The sequence below is a fragment of the Achromobacter sp. JD-1 genome, assembly GCF_038594925.1.
Lineage (GTDB): Bacteria > Pseudomonadota > Gammaproteobacteria > Burkholderiales > Burkholderiaceae_B > Achromobacter > Achromobacter spanius_C.
The window spans coordinates 13,334-28,624 of the sequence record NZ_JBCGCS010000004.1 but is presented as its reverse complement, the minus strand read 5'-3'; the positions used below and the strand labels follow the sequence as shown (position 1 = coordinate 28,624).

14 protein-coding genes are annotated in these 15,291 nt (G+C 62.7%); 2 read left to right on the top strand and 12 right to left on the bottom strand.

Translation table 11 applies throughout. The annotated features are described in order from the left end of the window. The first annotated feature begins 196 nt into the window (after positions 1 to 196). Complete coding sequence (locus WBR68_RS07710; protein WP_127183976.1) at positions 197 to 3,091, top strand: valine--tRNA ligase; 2,895 nt, start codon at positions 197 to 199, stop codon at positions 3,089 to 3,091. A gap of 89 nt (positions 3,092 to 3,180) precedes the next feature. Here WBR68_RS07710 and WBR68_RS07705 read toward each other — a convergent pair whose 3' ends face one another. From WBR68_RS07705 to rpsP, 8 genes are all read right to left on the bottom strand, one after another. Next, on the bottom strand, positions 3,181 to 4,470 hold the full coding sequence (locus WBR68_RS07705; protein ID WP_230693809.1) for an NAD(P)/FAD-dependent oxidoreductase: 1,290 nt from the start codon (positions 4,468 to 4,470) through the stop codon (positions 3,181 to 3,183). A gap of 9 nt (positions 4,471 to 4,479) precedes the next feature. Then, positions 4,480 to 5,211, bottom strand: a complete 732-nt coding sequence (locus WBR68_RS07700) for an amino acid ABC transporter ATP-binding protein (protein ID WP_050446280.1) — start codon at positions 5,209 to 5,211, stop codon at positions 4,480 to 4,482. Further along, complete coding sequence (locus tag WBR68_RS07695; protein WP_050446279.1) at positions 5,208 to 5,861, bottom strand: amino acid ABC transporter permease; 654 nt, start codon at positions 5,859 to 5,861, stop codon at positions 5,208 to 5,210. The genes WBR68_RS07700 and WBR68_RS07695 overlap by 4 nt, the downstream gene beginning before the upstream one ends. A 118-nt stretch (positions 5,862 to 5,979) precedes the next feature. Then, positions 5,980 to 6,735, bottom strand: coding sequence for an ABC transporter substrate-binding protein (locus WBR68_RS07690; RefSeq protein ID WP_050446278.1), 756 nt, complete (start codon positions 6,733 to 6,735; stop codon positions 5,980 to 5,982). A gap of 99 nt (positions 6,736 to 6,834) precedes the next feature. Beyond that, entirely contained in the window at positions 6,835 to 7,539 is a 705-nt protein-coding gene (locus WBR68_RS07685) for a helix-turn-helix domain-containing protein (RefSeq protein WP_050446277.1), read from the bottom strand. A gap of 106 nt (positions 7,540 to 7,645) precedes the next feature. Then, entirely contained in the window at positions 7,646 to 8,509 is an 864-nt protein-coding gene (gene trmD / locus WBR68_RS07680; RefSeq protein ID WP_230693808.1) for a tRNA (guanosine(37)-N1)-methyltransferase TrmD, read from the bottom strand. After that, the gene (rimM, locus tag WBR68_RS07675; protein WP_050446275.1) at positions 8,509 to 9,126 is read right to left on the bottom strand and encodes a ribosome maturation factor RimM; all 618 of its coding nucleotides are present in this window, start codon (positions 9,124 to 9,126) and stop codon (positions 8,509 to 8,511) included. Before rimM ends, trmD begins: the two co-directional genes overlap by 1 nt. 84 nt (positions 9,127 to 9,210) lie before the next feature. Next, a complete protein-coding gene (rpsP, locus tag WBR68_RS07670; RefSeq protein ID WP_006218566.1) occupies positions 9,211 to 9,471 on the bottom strand; it encodes a 30S ribosomal protein S16 in 261 nt (86 codons plus the stop codon). 430 nt (positions 9,472 to 9,901) lie between these two features. Between rpsP and WBR68_RS07665 the strand changes: the two genes are divergently transcribed. Beyond that, complete coding sequence (locus WBR68_RS07665) at positions 9,902 to 10,483, top strand: hypothetical protein (RefSeq protein WP_050446274.1); 582 nt, start codon at positions 9,902 to 9,904, stop codon at positions 10,481 to 10,483. 106 nt (positions 10,484 to 10,589) lie between these two features. Here the strand turns inward: WBR68_RS07665 and WBR68_RS07660 are convergent, their stop codons facing one another. From WBR68_RS07660 to WBR68_RS07645, 4 genes are all read right to left on the bottom strand, one after another. Next, positions 10,590 to 10,859 (bottom strand): sulfurtransferase TusA family protein, encoded by a 270-nt coding sequence (locus WBR68_RS07660; protein ID WP_050446273.1) that lies wholly within the window; start codon positions 10,857 to 10,859, stop codon positions 10,590 to 10,592. After that, complete coding sequence (alaS, locus tag WBR68_RS07655) at positions 10,859 to 13,483, bottom strand: alanine--tRNA ligase (protein ID WP_050446272.1); 2,625 nt, start codon at positions 13,481 to 13,483, stop codon at positions 10,859 to 10,861. The genes WBR68_RS07660 and alaS overlap by 1 nt, the downstream gene beginning before the upstream one ends. A gap of 79 nt (positions 13,484 to 13,562) precedes the next feature. Then, positions 13,563 to 14,627: a type II secretion system protein gene (locus tag WBR68_RS07650; RefSeq protein WP_230693807.1), complete on the bottom strand. Its 1,065-nt coding sequence runs from the start codon at positions 14,625 to 14,627 to the stop codon at positions 13,563 to 13,565. Between the two features lie 23 nt (positions 14,628 to 14,650). Next, positions 14,651 to 15,268, bottom strand: coding sequence for a type 4 pilus major pilin (locus tag WBR68_RS07645; RefSeq protein ID WP_050446270.1), 618 nt, complete (start codon positions 15,266 to 15,268; stop codon positions 14,651 to 14,653). Positions 15,269 to 15,291: the final 23 nt, after the last annotated feature.

The window sequence follows — 15,291 nt, the reverse complement described above, 5'->3', positions numbered from 1 at the left end:
GATTCTTGTCGAGGATACCGAAACGTGGGCTTTCAAGCGCACATTTCTGAAGGAATCCTCAATGAATTCAGGGACTTCTAAAAGGTTTACAGTAACCCGGTATTCTAACACGCTGAGAAGACCGCATTACATCTTAAAATGAGCGGTTTGCTGCCCGTATCCCTACGCCGGGCGCCCTGTCTGCCGGAACCCTGTAATGACTCAAGCTGCTCCCCCGAACGCCGCGAATCCCGCGAGCGACACCCCGGAACTCTCCAAGAGCTTCGAACCCTCCGAATTGGAATCGCGCTGGTATGCCGAATGGGACAAGCGCGGATACTTCACGGCGGGCCAGCACGTAAAAACAGGGACAGAAAACCAGCCCTACGTTATTCAATTCCCGCCGCCCAACGTGACGGGCACCCTGCACATGGGCCACGCCTTCAACCAGACCATCATGGACGGCCTGGTTCGCTACCGCCGCATGTCGGGCGACGACACCGTATTCATCCCGGGCACCGACCACGCTGGCATCGCGACCCAGATCGTTGTTGAAAGACAGCTGGATGCCCAGAAGGTTTCCCGTCATGACCTCGGCCGCGAAAAATTCGTGGAAAAGGTCTGGGAATGGAAGGAAAAGTCGGGCAACGCCATCACCGAGCAGGTGCGTCGCCTGGGCGCGTCGGCCGACTGGCCGCGCGAATACTTCACCATGGACGAGCGCATGTCGCGCGGCGTGGTCGAGACTTTCGTGCGCCTGCATAAACAGGGCCTGATCTACCGCGGCAAGCGCCTGGTCAACTGGGACCCGAAGCTGCTGACCGCCGTGTCCGACCTGGAAGTGCAGTCCGAAGAGACCGAGGGCCATATGTGGCACATCCTCTATCCCTTCGTGGACGGCCCGCAGACCATCGTCGACAAAGACGGCCAGACCGTCACCTTGCGTGGCATGACCATCGCCACGACCCGCCCGGAAACAATGCTGGCCGACGGTGCACTGTGCGTGCACCCCGAAGACCCGCGCTATCAGCATCTGGTTGGCAAGGAAGTCGAACTGCCGCTGTGCGACCGCAACATCCCGATCATCGCCGACGACTTCGTCGACCCTGAATTCGGCACGGGCTGCGTCAAGATCACCGGTGCGCACGATTTCAACGACTACGCCTGCGCGATGCGCCACGATCTGCCCCTGATCGTGATCTTCACGCTGGACGCGCACATCAACGAGAACGGCCCCAAGCAGTTCCAGGGTCTGGAACGCTACGAAGCCCGCAAGGCGGTCGTTGCCCAACTGGACGCCGAAGGCTATCTGGTCAAGGTCGAATCGCACAAGATGATGCAGCCCAAGGGCGACCGCACCGGCGTCGTCCTGGAACCCATGCTGACCGACCAATGGTTCGTGGCCATGAGCAAGCCCGCGCCGGAAGGCACACTGAACCCGGGCAAGAGCATCACCGAAGTGGCGCTGGAAGTGGTGGCCGATGGCCGTATCAAGTTCTACCCCGACAACTGGACCACCATCTACAACCAGTGGCTGAACAACATCCAGGACTGGTGCATTTCGCGCCAACTGTGGTGGGGCCATCAAATCCCGGCCTGGTATTCGGAAGACGGCCAGGTTTTCGTGGCACATGACGAAGCGGGCGCCATCGAGCAAGCCCGCGCAGCCGGCGTCACGGGCGATCTCACGCGGGATCCGGACGTGCTGGACACCTGGTTCTCGTCGGGTCTCGTGCCCTTCACCACGCTGGGCTGGCCTGACAACACGCCGGACCTGCAACGCTATCTGCCCTCCAGCGTGCTGGTGACGGGCTTTGACATCATCTTCTTCTGGGTCGCGCGCATGGTCATGCTGACCACGCACATGACCGGCCAGATCCCGTTCAAGCACGTCTACGTGCACGGCCTGATCCGCGATGCCGACGGCCAGAAGATGAGCAAGTCCAAGGGCAACACGCTGGACCCGGTCGACCTCATCGACGGTATCGACCTTGATGGCCTGGTCGCCAAGCGCACCTACGGCCTGATGAACCCCAAGCAAGCCGGCAACATCGAAAAGGTCACGCGCCGCCAGTACCCCGATGGCATCCCGGCGTTCGGCACCGATGCGCTGCGCTTCACGATGGCGGCCTACGCCACCCTGGGCCGCAACATCAACTTCGACCTGAAGCGCTGCGAAGGCTATCGCAACTTCTGCAACAAGCTGTGGAACGCCACGCGCTTCGTGCTGATGAACACCGAAGGCCATGACCTGACCGGCTCGGACGCGGGCGAAACCTCTTTTGTGGACCGCTGGATCATCAGCCAGATGCAAACGCTGGAAGCCGACGTGGCGCGCGGCTTTGCCGACTACCGCTTCGACAACATCGCCAACGCCCTGTACCGCTACGTCTGGGACGAATACTGCGATTGGTATCTGGAACTGGCCAAGGTCCAGATCCAGACCGGCACGCCGGCCCAGCAACTGGGTACGCGCCGCACGCTGATCCGCGTGCTGGAATGCGTGCTGCGCCTGGCCCACCCCATCATTCCGTTCATCACCGAAGAGTTGTGGCAGAAGGTGTCGGTGGTGGCGGGCAAGCGCAAGGAAGGCGTGGCCGACAGCGTCAGCGTGCAGCCGTATCCGCAGGCCAATCCGGCCGCCGTGGATGCCGCCGCCGAAGCGGACGTAGCCGAGCTGAAGGCGCAAGTTGAAGCCGTGCGCGCACTGCGTGGCGAAATGAACCTGTCGCCCGCCCAGAAGGTGCCGTTGTGCGCCCAGGGCGACGCCCCCACGCTCAAGCGCAACGCGCCCTACCTGGCCGCGCTGGCCAAGCTGAGCCAGGTCGATGTGCTGGACGTCTTGCCGGATGCCGGCGCGCCGGTTCAAGTGGTGGGCGCCAGCCGCCTGATGCTGCACGTTGAGATCGACGTGGCCGCCGAACGCATCCGCCTGGACAAGGAAATCGCGCGCCTGGAGGGCGAAATCGCCAAGGCCAACGGCAAGCTGTCGAACGCCAGCTTTGTCGAGCGCGCCCCGGCGGCGGTTGTTGAACAGGAGAAGGCGCGCATGGCGCAGTTTGGCGAAACCCTGCAAAAAGTGCGCGAACAGCGCGCCAAGCTGGGCGAATAAGCGACTGCGGATCGCGCGAAAGCGAAACACCCCGGAGCGCTCATGCTCCGGGGTGTTTTTTTATCTGACCGACGTTAACGGCCTGACGCCTACACGCCGCCGTCCGTCATGCGATACCACGTGACAACCGCATTCACATACAGCCGGCGCAAGCCGTAAAGCGGAAACGGCACCACCGGCGACAAGGGCACCGGTAACGCGGCGGCATCACCCGTGGCCACATATTCCGCCATGGCGCGCCCCATGCTCGTCTGCAGCCCCACGCCGCGCCCCTGGCAACCAATGTCCACCAGCAAGCCCGGCTGCGGCTCGTGCAAATGTGGCAGGTAGTCGCGCGTAATGGCGACTCGGCCGCACCAGCGATATTCGAACGGCGTGCCGGCCACCTGCGGGAACATCTTGAGCATCACGCGTTCCAGGTGCGCCCAATCTTGCGGCCCCTTGGGTTCGCGAAACGGCCCGCGTCCGCCCATCAACAGGCGGCCCTGATGGTCCAGCCGGAAGTACAGCAGCAGATTGCGCGTGTCCGATGTGACGTGGCCTTCGGGAAAGATGCCCGCGCGCACCGATTCCGGTAGCGGCGCCGTGGCAACCTGAAAGGTGTTGGCGTCAATGATGGACGTCTTGAGCCCTGGCAACAGGTCGCCGCCATAAGCGTTCGTGCACATCACAACGCGATCCGCCGTCACGCTTGCGCCGCGCGCGGTGGACGCCATCCACTTGCCGCCATCACGCTTCAGGCCAGTGACCGGCGTTTCCGTGTGGATCAGGGCACCCGCGTTCAAGGCGGCGCGCGCCAGGCCGCGCACGTAGCTCAGTGGCTGCACAGCCCCCGCGCGATTGTCGACCCAGCCCCCCAGATAGCGGTCCGTGCCCAATAAGCGCGCAACCTGATCGCCATCCAGTGGCTGCGCGTCCACACCGTGGCGCGCCCATTGCGCCGCGCGCCCGTGCGCAATGCGCAAGGCTTCGGCGGTATGCGCGCCCTGGATCCAGCCTTTGCGCATGTGCGGCACGTCCATGGCGTGGCGGTCGATCAGGTTGAACACCGAATCTGCCGTGCTGCCGGCAAAGCGCAATAGCCGTTCGCCCTTTTCAGGCCCGAACATGGCGATCAAGTCGTCCGGATCGTATTTCAGCCCGGGAATCACCTGACCGCCATTGCGGCCCGAGCCACCAAAACCGATCTCGCGCGCCTCCAGCACGACGGTCTTCACGCCCCGCTCGGCCAGGTGCAGGGCGGTGCTCAAACCGGCATAACCGCCACCGATGACCAACACGTCGGCCTGCGTTGACGCGCCCAGCGGCTCGGTCGCCGGCGGTGGCGCCGCGGTCGCTGCCCACAGGGACGGGGAAAGGGGAAACGGCGCTTGCTGCATGACGGTTCCTTACATGGGATGCAGCACGCGGTGCAGGAAGTCCTGCGTCCGGGGATGCTGCGGATGATTCAGCAATTCGCGGGCGGCGCCCTGCTCGACCATGACCCCGCCGTCAAAGAACATGACGCGGTCGGCAACCTCGCGCGCGAAACTCATTTCATGCGTCACGACAACCATCGTCATGCCCGCTTCGGCCAGCTTGCGCATGACGCCCAGCACATCGCCAACCAGTTCGGGATCCAGCGCGGAAGTGGGTTCGTCGAACAAGATGGCCTTGGGCTGCATGGCCAGCGCCCGCGCGATGGCCACACGCTGCTGCTGACCGCCGGACAACTGGTTCGGATGCGCATCGGCCTTGTCCGCCAAACCCACACTGGCCAGCAGTTCGCGGCCACGCTCAAGCACTTGCGCACGCGGCTCTTTCTTCACGAAAATCGGCCCTTCAATGACGTTTTCCAACGCGGTGCGATGCGGGAACAAATTGAAGCGCTGAAACACCATGGCCACTTGCGTGCGGATGGACACGATGGACGGCGCGTCGGCATCGACCAACTCTCCGTCCACGGTGATGTGCCCGGCGTTGTAGCGTTCAAGCCCATTGATGCAGCGCAGGATCGTGGATTTTCCCGAACCGGAAGGACCGATCACGCAGACCACCTCGCCTTTGCTGACGTCGGCATCAATCCCTTTCAACACCTCCAGCGAGCCGAAGCTCTTGCGGACTCCGCGAAGTTCGATCATTTGGTGGTGCTCCGTTTTTCCAGGTGGCGCACCAGCAAGATCAAGGGCACGCACATCACCAGGTACATCAGCGCCACCAAAGAGAACACGGTGGCGTTCTTGAAGGTAGACACCGCAATCAGCTTGCCTTGCAGGGCCAGCTCGGCCACTGTGATTGTGGACGCCTGCGACGAGTCCTTGAGCATCATGATCATGATGTTGCCGTAAGGCGGCAACACGATCTTGACGGCCTGCGGCAAGACCACGCGCCGCATCGTCATGCTCCAGCTCATGCCCATGGCCATCGCGGCTTCGATCTGGCCACGGTCAATCGCCTGGATGCCGGCGCGGAAATTCTCGGCCTGATAGGCGGAGTACGCCACGCCCAGGCCGATGATGGCGGCCTGCACCGCGGTCAGCGACACCCCCATGTCGGGCATCACAAAATAGATATAGAACAGCAGCACGATGATAGGGATACCGCGCAGCAGATTGATCACACCGGCACTGAACTTGGACAGGAATTTATTTCCCGAGACGCGCATCAGCGCCCACACCAAGCCCAGCAACGTTGACAGCACAAGCGAGCCCAGCGTGACCAGGATCGTCAGCTTGGCGCCTTCCAGCAATATCGGCATGTACTCTGCCGCGTCGTTGAAGAATTCCGTCATGAACTACCCCACCCCGACTAGACCGCCCGCGGGCACGCAGGAGGCGTCCCGCCCGCCGACGCGCGGAGACGCGCCGGCCTGGCCGTTGCAAAAACGCTTGCTTGTGATCAGCCCGGCATCACGAGCCGGACAGGCCCCACTTCTTCAGGATGGCATCGATGGTGCCGTCCGCCTTGAGCTTGGCCAGCGCTTTATTGATGCGGTCCAGCAGCGCCGTGTCTTCCTTGCGCGTGGCCAGCCCCAGGCTGCCCATCACGGTCGGCTGGTAAGACTGCGCCATCTTCAGGTTGGGATGGTTACCCTGCGTCAGGATGTACGCGGCAATCGGGTAGTCCATGAAACCACCCTGGATGCGGCCGGCATTGGCGTCGCGCATCATGTCGGGCGGGTTGTCATACAGCTTCACTTCCTTGAACACGCCGCTCTTCTGAACGGGTTCGACAAAAGCCGTGCCCACCTGCACACCGACCGTCATGCCTTTCATGTCGGCGAACGACTTGTATTCCTTGTTGTCGCTCTTCAACACCATCAAGCCCTCTCCGTAGCGGTAGACGGGCTCGGAAAAGCTCACAATCTGCTGGCGTTGAGGGGTGATGAACATCGCAGCTGACACGATGTCGATACGCTTTGAGGTCAGCGATCCGATCAATGCGGAAAACGCCATGGGCTCGATCTGCACCTCAAAGCCCGCCTCTTTACCAACGGCCTTGACGATGTCGACCATCACGCCTTCGATGCTATTGGTTTTGGTGTTCAGAAAAGTGAAGGGACTGCCGGTGGGTGTGGACCCCACTTTCAACACCGTTTGGGCTTGCGCGCCCGCGGCCATGGACAATGCTGCAAATACAGAGACAACCAAAGTCTTGAATTTCATGACATTTCCTCATCGTGGCAAAGAAGTCCGGGCAACGCGTGGCGTGTCCGGTGGCGCGACAATCCCCAGAGTCATCGCGCCGATGTGGATGCTGCGCGCTTACGGCGCTTGTTGCGTGTCGTCCCCCGCGGGTTGAGTGATGTTGGAAATGGCCCAGATGACCTCGGTCGTCTGCGACCCGGGATTGCGCCAGCGCCGCGGAGTGCTGCTGGCATAGCAAAAACTGTCGCCTTCATTCAGCAGCATCACGCGGTCGCCCACCCATAATTCAAGCGAACCCTTGAGCACCACACCGATCTGCTCGCCCTGCCCCGTCACAAAAAGCTCGTTGCCAGTGGAACCGCCTGGTTCAATGGTGGCGCGGCACAGATCCATGCTGCTGCAGGCGGGCGGCGTGTACATCTCTTTGCTGATGCCTTTTTCGCTGAGATCAATGAAGCGATGGGTGCCTGCGCGCGCGACGCGGCCACCGTCTTCGCCCTGAGTATGTTCGGCATTGCGCAGCAGCGAATTCACCGATACCTGGAATTCGCGCGCCAGCAGGTGCAGCACCTTGACCGAAGCGGAACTCAGCCCGCGCTCGATCTGGCTGAGCAGTCCAAGGGACATTCCGCAGGCCCGCGCCACGTCGGCAAGCGATCGACCTTGCTGCTTGCGCAACTGCCGCAGTTGCTGGCCCAGCCACATGTCCACGGCGGATTCCGGCCGGCCCGCCACCGAAGCCGCCCTTGCCGGCGACAGCGAGGCGCGATGCTCAAGGACGGAATGGGCTGACCGTGGGGTGGCCGAGTCGGATCTGCTCATATGAAAATTTCATTTATATGTAATTTTCAATACTAAGGAGCATGCGAAACACTCACAACCTAGGAACATCCCTAGCGGTCATGAAAAGTTTGAAGAACGGAAAGGATCAGGACGCGTCGGGCGTCTTGGGGGATTGCGCGGGGGATTGCGCGGGGGATTTTGACGCAGGCTTGCGACGGCGCTTGGGCGCGTCGGAAGCGGGGTCGTAAGTGCCGGCCAATTCAGCCAGATAGCGCTCATCCGCCTTGTTCAGCCACCCCTTGACCCGAGCGGATTCAATCAGCTCGGGGCGGCGCGCCGCCGTCAGGGCCAGCGAACGTTCACGCCGCCAGCGGGCGATATTGGCATGGTGGCCGCTCAAGAGCAGCGCAGGCACGGACTCGCCTTCATAGACTTCGGGGCGCGTGTAGTGTGGGCTGTCCAGCAAACCGGACAAGGTGTCGTTGAACGAGTCCTGCAAGGCTGAGTCGCCGTCGTTCAGCACGCCGGGCAGGAGGCGCACCGCGGCGTCTATCACCGCAAGCGCGGCGATTTCCCCGCCGGACAACACAAAGTCGCCCAGCGAAATTTCATGCGTGACGCAACGTTCAATGAACCGTTGGTCCACGCCTTCGTAGCGGCCACAGATCAGAATGATTCCGTCGCCCGCTGCCAGGGATTCAGCGCCAGCCTGGTCATAACGCTGACCCACCGGCGCCAGCAATGCCACGGGGGCAGGCCCCAGGCCTTGCGCGGCACGCGCTTGCTGGGCGGCATTGACGGCCGCCTCGAGCGGTGCGGCCATCATCACCATTCCCGGACCACCGCCATAAGGGCGATCGTCTACCGTGCGATGGACGTCCTGCGTGAAATCGCGGGGATTCCACGCATGCAGAGACCACCGGCCCTGGGTATGAGCCCGGCCGGTGACACCCAGATCGCGCACCACCCCGAACATTTCGGGAAAGAGCGTAATGACGTCGAATCGCATCAAAGATCCGCCGGCCAGTCGCTGTCAATGCGGCGGGCAGCCAGATCGACGGCGTGGATGTGCGCGCGTACGAACGGAACAAGCATTTCGGCGGGTCGGCCCTTGGCGTTCAGAATGGGTTCGGGCCCTTCGGCTCCAACTTTCTGGCACAAGACCTTCAAGACGGCATGAGCGCCGTTATCAAGGACTTCGTCCACCACGCCAATCAGCGCGGGATCACCGTTGGCGCTGGTATACAGCGCGCAGCCGATGAGGTCGACCCAGTAGTATTCGTCTTCTTCCGGCGCGGGAAAAGAACCGCGCGGGGCCTGTACGGAGTAGCCCCGCAAGGCTTCAGCCTGATCGCGGTCGGCAATACCCGCCAATTGAGCCACCACCGTGGCGCCTTGGGAGCGAGCTTGCAACACCTTGATTGCGACAGGCGCAGACGCGACAGCGCCCCGCGCCAATTCAGGCACAGGGCGAGTCAACCACCATTGAGATGCTGAGAGCAGCACTTCGGCATTGGCCGAATGAGGCTGCACCTTAACCCAGCCTTTCACACCGTAGGCTGCAGTGATGCGGCCCAGCTCGATCAAATCCGTAGGCGCCGCGTTAGAGGTTGCGGCATCAGACATGTATCGCGCTCTTGATAGTTATGAAACAGCTAAGAATGGTAGCTTTTTACAGCTGAACTAACGGCTTGGCTACGACGCAGGCAATTAAGCCGCGGCGGAAACCTTGGCCGAGTAGTCCTTGACCAGACGTTCGACGGCGGGCGACAGTTGGGCGCCATTGCCAGTCCAGTACTGCACACGATCCAGCGCAATGCGCAGGTTTTCCGTGCCTTCGCTAGCGACGGGGTTGTAGAAACCCACGCGCTCGATGAAGCGGCCGTCGCGACGGTTACGCGAATCGGTGGCCACCAGGTTGTAAAACGGACGCTTCTTGGACCCACCGCGGGCCAGGCGAATCACCACCATAGGTAATCCCTTGAATTAGTTGTGAAAAACGGGAAATTCTAGCACTTAAACAAGCCGGCTGGCAAATGCAGGTGCTGAATCAGTTCGGGGCGGCGCAATTTGTATCGTAAAACACCGCATGCGGGTATTCTACAAAACGGGCCGAAGCCCGCCGCAGGCCAAAGTGTAGCCGCCTGCCGACGCTTTCACCCGCATTTTCCTGCGATTCGTCTTTAGTGCGTTTGAAGAAATAGCCCGGTTGGAGAGATCGGATTTATGTCGTCCTACGCCAGACCCCACGCTTGTCGCCCTTTCGCTGTGCCTCTTCGGCACGGCATCCCCCCTGTTTTTCAGCCTTCACCCTGACGACGGATTTCATCCCCCCGGCATCGCTACGCCTGTTCGTTCGTGTTTTTTCCCCAACACTTCCTCTCTTGGAGGGCGCCACACCATGAAGAACCCGACATCCGTCTTCAAACCCGTTGCACGCCTGGCCTTGACGGGCCTGTTACTGGGCGCGCTGGCGCTGCCCACTGCGGCCTCCGCCCGCATCGTCGGCGCGGCAATGACCACCGCCACAGGCAAGGTCACCGCCGTGGACCCGACCACGCGCGCCATCACCTTGCAAGGCGCCAACGGCAATACGGTCGAGGTCGTCGCTGGCCCCGACGTCCGCAATTTCCAGCAGATCAAGCCCGGCGACATGCTGACCTTGGATTACTACGAATCCGTCGGCGTGGATGTACGCCCCGCGGGCTCGGGCGCCCCAGAGGTCAAGACCGAAACGGCGGCGACGCGCAGCGCCCCGGGCGCCAAGCCGGGCGGCGCAATGGGCCGCCAAACCACCATCACCGCCGAAATCTGGCACATCAACAAGAGCGCCAACCTGGTCACCTTGAAGGGGCCGCAGGGCGGTATGCGCACGATCCAGGTCAAGGACCCTGCCTTGCAAGCACGCTTGCAACAGCTCAAGGAAGGGGATCTGGTGGATTTCACGATCACCCAGGCAGTGGTCGCCGCCATTCACAAGTAAGCCCGCCGCTTGGGCAAAAAAAGGCCCGCTTGATATAAGCGGGCCTTTTGCGGATGCGTACCGGATAACGCGCCCACTGACGGCGGGCGCTACCCGGCAAAAGACATCAGCGTCGGCGCAGATAATGCACGCCGCGGCCTTCAGCCTCTTCCTGCGCGACGAGTGCATTGCCGGTCTGGCGGGCAAAGGCTTGAAAGTCGCGAATGGCGTTGCGGTCGGTGGTGACGACGCGCAACACCTCGCCGCTTGCCATCTGCGCCAGGGCCTTCTTGGCGCGCAAGATCGGCAGCGGGCACGTCAGGCCACTGGCATCGACTTCCTGTTGGAAGGCCGGCGCCTGTGTGCCGGCATCGCCCCCGGTTTGCACCTCGCTCATCAGAGACGCTCGTCAACCCACTTCTGCACGCCCGCGATGGCTGCCGGCAAGGCAGCCAGGTCCGTACCGCCGCCCATGGCCATGTCGGGGCGGCCACCGCCCTTGCCGCCCACCTGGCTGGCGACAAAACCCACCAGATCACCCGCCTTGATGCGATCGGTCAGGTCGGCGGTAACGCCGCCCACCACGCTGATCTTGCCGTCCGCCGAACCGGTGGCCAGCAACACGACGGCCGGTTTCAGGCGGTCTTTCAGGTTGTCGACCATACCGCGCAGCGCCTTGGGATCCACGTCGCCAATGCTGGCGGCCAGGACCTTGATGCCCTTGACGTCCACCGCGGCGCTGGTGGCCAGGTCGTTGCCGGCGCTGGCGGCCAGCTTGTTGCGGGATTGCTCCAGCTCTTTTTCAAGCGCCTTGATCTGGTCTTGCGCCTGCGCGATACGCGCCGGCACATCGGCCGGCGTGCTGCGCAACATGCCGGCGATCTGGGTCAGCAAAGCATTCTGGTTCTGCACCCAGGTCAGCGCGTTGTCGCCGGTGATGGCTTCAATACGGCGCACGCCCGCGGCAACGCCGCCTTCGGACACGATCTTGAACAGGCCAATGTCACCCGTGCGGCTGACGTGCGTACCGCCGCAGAGTTCGCGCGAAAAGCCGATGTCCAGCACCCGCACCGTGTCGCCGTATTTTTCGCCAAACAGCGCCATGGCGCCGCCCTTGACGGCGTCGTCGTAAGCCATGACCTGGGCCACGGTGGGCTGATTGGCCAGCACTTCAGCGTTGACGATCGCCTCGACGCGCGCAATCTGCTCGGCGGTCAGCGGTGAATCCTGAGCGAAGTCAAAGCGGGTCTTGTCGGCATCGACCAGCGAACCGCGCTGCTGCACATGCGCGCCCAAGACTTGGCGCAATGCCTTGTGCATCAGGTGGGTGGCCGAGTGGTTGCGAACCGTACGCGCGCGGCGCACCGCATCCACACGCGCCAGCAGCGTGGTGCCGACCGACAGCGAGCCCGATTCCAGCACGCCATGGTGACCAAAAACACCGCCCTGGATCTTGAGGGTGTCGGCGACGGCGAATCGCACGCCATCCGCTTCCAGCAGACCGGTGTCGCCGACCTGACCGCCCGACTCTGCGTAGAACGGGGTGGCGTCCAGCACGACGACGGCGTTCTGGCCGGCTTTCACTTCCTGAACCTGCGTGCCGTCCACGTACAAGGCCGTGACCTTGACGTTGTCGAGCTCCAGCTTTTCGTAGCCTTCGAAGCGCGTATCGGCGCCTTCGTAGCTCAAGCCTTCGGCCATCTTGAACTTGCCGGCGGCGCGGGCTTGATCGCGCTGCCGCTCCATCGACACCTCGAAGCCCGCCATATCGACTTCCACTTCGCGTTCGCGGCAGATGTCGGCGGTGAGGTCCACGGGGAAACCGTAGGTGTCATACAGCGTGAACAGCGTCGTGCCGTCCAGCACGCCGCCCTTGGGCACATTGGCCAAGGCCGTGTCCAGGATGCGCATGCCGTGTTCAAGCGTTTCACCGAAACGCTCTTCTTCCTGCTTGAGCACCTGAGCAACACGGTCGGCCATGGATGCCAGTTCCGGGTAGGCCTCGCCCATTTCGGCAACCAGATCCGGCACCAGGCGATGGAAGAACGGCTTGGTCTGGCCCAGCTTGTAGCCATGGCGCAAGGCGCGGCGCACGATGCGGCGCAGCACGTAGCCCCGGCCTTCGTTGCTGGGAATGACGCCGTCGACAATCAGGAAGGAGCAGGCGCGGATGTGGTCCGCAATGACCTTGAGCGAATTGTTTTCCAGGTCCTTGACGCCAGTTTCACGGGCGGCGGCATGGATCAGCTTCTGGAACAGATCGATTTCGTAATTGGAATGCACGCCCTGCAAGACCGCGGCGATGCGTTCCAGCCCCATGCCGGTATCGACACAGGGGCGCGGCAGACGCGGCATGTTGCCTTCGGCGTCGCGCTCGAACTGCATGAAGACCAGGTTCCAGATCTCGATGAAGCGGTCGCCATCTTCTTCGGGCGATCCCGGTGGGCCGCCCCAGATCTCGGGGCCGTGATCGAAGAAGATTTCCGAGCACGGCCCGCAGGGGCCGGTGTCGGCCATTTGCCAGAAGTTGTCGGAAGCGTAGCGCGCGCCTTTGTTGTCGCCGATACGGATGATGCGCTCGGTGGGCACGCCCACTTCCTTGGCCCAGATGTCGTAGGCTTCGTCGTCTTCCTGGTACACGGTGACCCAGAGCTTCTCGGCCGGCAGCTTGTAGACCTGCGTCAGCAGTTCCCAGGCGTACTGGATGGCGTCACGCTTGAAGTAGTCGCCAAAGCTGAAGTTGCCCAGCATTTCGAAGAACGTATGGTGGCGGGCGGTATAGCCCACGTTCTCCAGGTCGTTGTGCTTGCCACCCGCGCGCACGCTGCGCTGCGATGACGTGGCGCGCGTGTACGACCGCGATTCCTTGCCCGTGAACACGTCCTTGAACTGGACCATGCCCGAATTGGTGAAAAGCAGGGTCGGGTCGTTGCCGGGAACGAGCGAGGACGACGGAACAATGGTGTGTCCCTTCGACTTGAAGAATTGCAGAAACTGGCGGCGAATCTCGGAGGATTTCATCGTGGATGACGCAGATTTAGGCGAATCTTTGATTATAGAGGCTTAGCGCGAAAGCGCGGAAAAGGTGCCTGATGACGCCTTACCTGACGCAGACGTACCCCGTGGTCCACCCCTCGGTTTCGGTCCATTTTCCGCCCGCGGAGACAATCACGGCCGCAAAGCCGGGGGGGCAAGAACACTGACCAGTCACAGGGTTTGCGGTGGAAATGCCGGAGTAATGCCTGCACCCATGGGGATAGTTGGAGCTATAGGCGCCGCCAAAACCACTACTGGCGCGTTGCCAGAGGCCAAATTGGCAGGTCAGCAACTCGCCATCGTGCGAAGACGCGATCGTGCCGGTCGCCACAGAGCAAGGCTGGCGCGCCACGGCTCGCGCGCCCACGGCAAGGTAAGCGCCCGCGCTGATGGACGAAGCGACCGTCAGTGCGCCACCCAACCTGGGATCGCGCACGTCGCCGATCTTGACGTAGGCGCTCAGGTCCGGCATGGCTGGCGGGCGATCGGTCTCGGCCTGCGCCCCGGCACCAGCCCAAAGCGCCACGGTGCCCGGCGCAAGCGTGGAAGCGCCCGCCGCCAAGGGATTCGGAAAGCTGAAGGCGGCGCCTCGAACGCGGCCCGGCGCTTCCGGCCACACAGCTCCGCCATACCCCTGGGCTGCGTCAATGACGGCGGCAATGCCGATCAAGTCGGGGGCATGCGTCCCGGCCTTCAGCACAGGTTTGACGCTATAGACCAACGCGTCGATCCGGCATCGCTCGCCCGGGCAGGCTTCGCTCTTGGCGATGTTGATCTGCGCCGTGAACCCCATCGCCGCGCGCTCCGGAAAATCGGCCGGCAGGTGGGCCGATGCGCGCAATTCGGCAACCGTGGGTGCATAGGGATCCACAAACAGTGACACGCCGGCTTCGCCCTGCGGGGGCTCTCCCTTGGCCAGTGCGGCGAAGTGTTGCCCAAGCACGCCCGCCGCCGCCTGCCTGACCTGCGTCAGCCAAACCCCCGTTGAACGGGCCGCCGCGTCCTCAATACGCTGGACCAGCCGGCTTGACGCCCAGATGGCAATCATGGATGTCAGCGCCAGCGTCAACGCCAGCCCCATCAACGAAAAGCCGCGTTGGCGCGGACGCGCGGGCCCGCGCGGTGCCATTTTTCCAACAACGATGGCCGGCGTCATCTTGCCGTGAACGCGAAAGTGTTGACCTCGCCCTGGCTACATTGCACCTGCGCCGACGCGGCGCGGTACGGGATCCCGGGCGTCGCCAGCGCATCCTTCACGACCGTCTCACCGGCACCGCCGCCGATGGAAATGACGTCCGAGACCCGCTGCAACACGGAGGCCAACGCCGGACAGGCGGCGTGGCTGACGTTCGTCAAGGTGACAACGAACGCGGATCCAAGCCCTCCTCCACCTGCTGCGGCCGCGGCCACTTCCACGACGCCGTTGCGCCCCGTGCCGCTGCCCCCCAGGCCGTGCACGACCCGCGCCGATGCGCCACTGCCCTGAACAGCCAGCACGCTTGAATCTCGCAACGCATTCGCCATTGCGCCTGTGTCCAGCCCCAAATAGGGGGTGACGCCACCTCCCTGGGCATTGATCTTCATGCTGGCAATGAACCGCTGGATCTCCTCGCCGACCTTCGGCACCTTGTTTTCAATGACATATGAACCGATTGCCGGAATACCGACGATCGCAATCAACAAGACGATGGCGGTCACGATAGACACCTCCATCAAGGAGAATCCCTGCTGGCGTCTGGCGCCCGGTTGAATATTCCTTACATGCTGCATCACTGCCTCCGTGGGTTGATAGC

Excerpts from the sequence above, each read along its gene's own strand:
- WBR68_RS07650 (WP_230693807.1), bottom strand. The coding sequence starts at position 14,627 with ATGGCACCGCGCGGGCCCGCGCGTCCGCGCCAACGCGGCTTTTCGTTG.
- WBR68_RS07705 (WP_230693809.1), bottom strand. The coding sequence starts at position 4,470 with ATGCAGCAAGCGCCGTTTCCCCTTTCCCCGTCCCTGTGGGCAGCGACC.
- WBR68_RS07665 (WP_050446274.1), top strand. The coding sequence starts at position 9,902 with ATGAAGAACCCGACATCCGTCTTCAAACCCGTTGCACGCCTGGCCTTG.
- WBR68_RS07690 (WP_050446278.1), bottom strand. The coding sequence starts at position 6,735 with ATGAAATTCAAGACTTTGGTTGTCTCTGTATTTGCAGCATTGTCCATG.
- rimM (WP_050446275.1), bottom strand. The coding sequence starts at position 9,126 with ATGTCTGATGCCGCAACCTCTAACGCGGCGCCTACGGATTTGATCGAG.
- WBR68_RS07695 (WP_050446279.1), bottom strand. The coding sequence starts at position 5,861 with ATGACGGAATTCTTCAACGACGCGGCAGAGTACATGCCGATATTGCTG.
- WBR68_RS07685 (WP_050446277.1), bottom strand. The coding sequence starts at position 7,539 with ATGAGCAGATCCGACTCGGCCACCCCACGGTCAGCCCATTCCGTCCTT.
- trmD (WP_230693808.1), bottom strand. The coding sequence starts at position 8,509 with ATGCGATTCGACGTCATTACGCTCTTTCCCGAAATGTTCGGGGTGGTG.
- alaS (WP_050446272.1), bottom strand. The coding sequence starts at position 13,483 with ATGAAATCCTCCGAGATTCGCCGCCAGTTTCTGCAATTCTTCAAGTCG.
- WBR68_RS07700 (WP_050446280.1), bottom strand. The coding sequence starts at position 5,211 with ATGATCGAACTTCGCGGAGTCCGCAAGAGCTTCGGCTCGCTGGAGGTG.
- WBR68_RS07660 (WP_050446273.1), bottom strand. The coding sequence starts at position 10,859 with ATGAGCGAGGTGCAAACCGGGGGCGATGCCGGCACACAGGCGCCGGCC.
- rpsP (WP_006218566.1), bottom strand. The coding sequence starts at position 9,471 with ATGGTGGTGATTCGCCTGGCCCGCGGTGGGTCCAAGAAGCGTCCGTTT.
- WBR68_RS07710 (WP_127183976.1), top strand. The coding sequence starts at position 197 with ATGACTCAAGCTGCTCCCCCGAACGCCGCGAATCCCGCGAGCGACACC.
- WBR68_RS07645 (WP_050446270.1), bottom strand. The coding sequence starts at position 15,268 with ATGCAGCATGTAAGGAATATTCAACCGGGCGCCAGACGCCAGCAGGGA.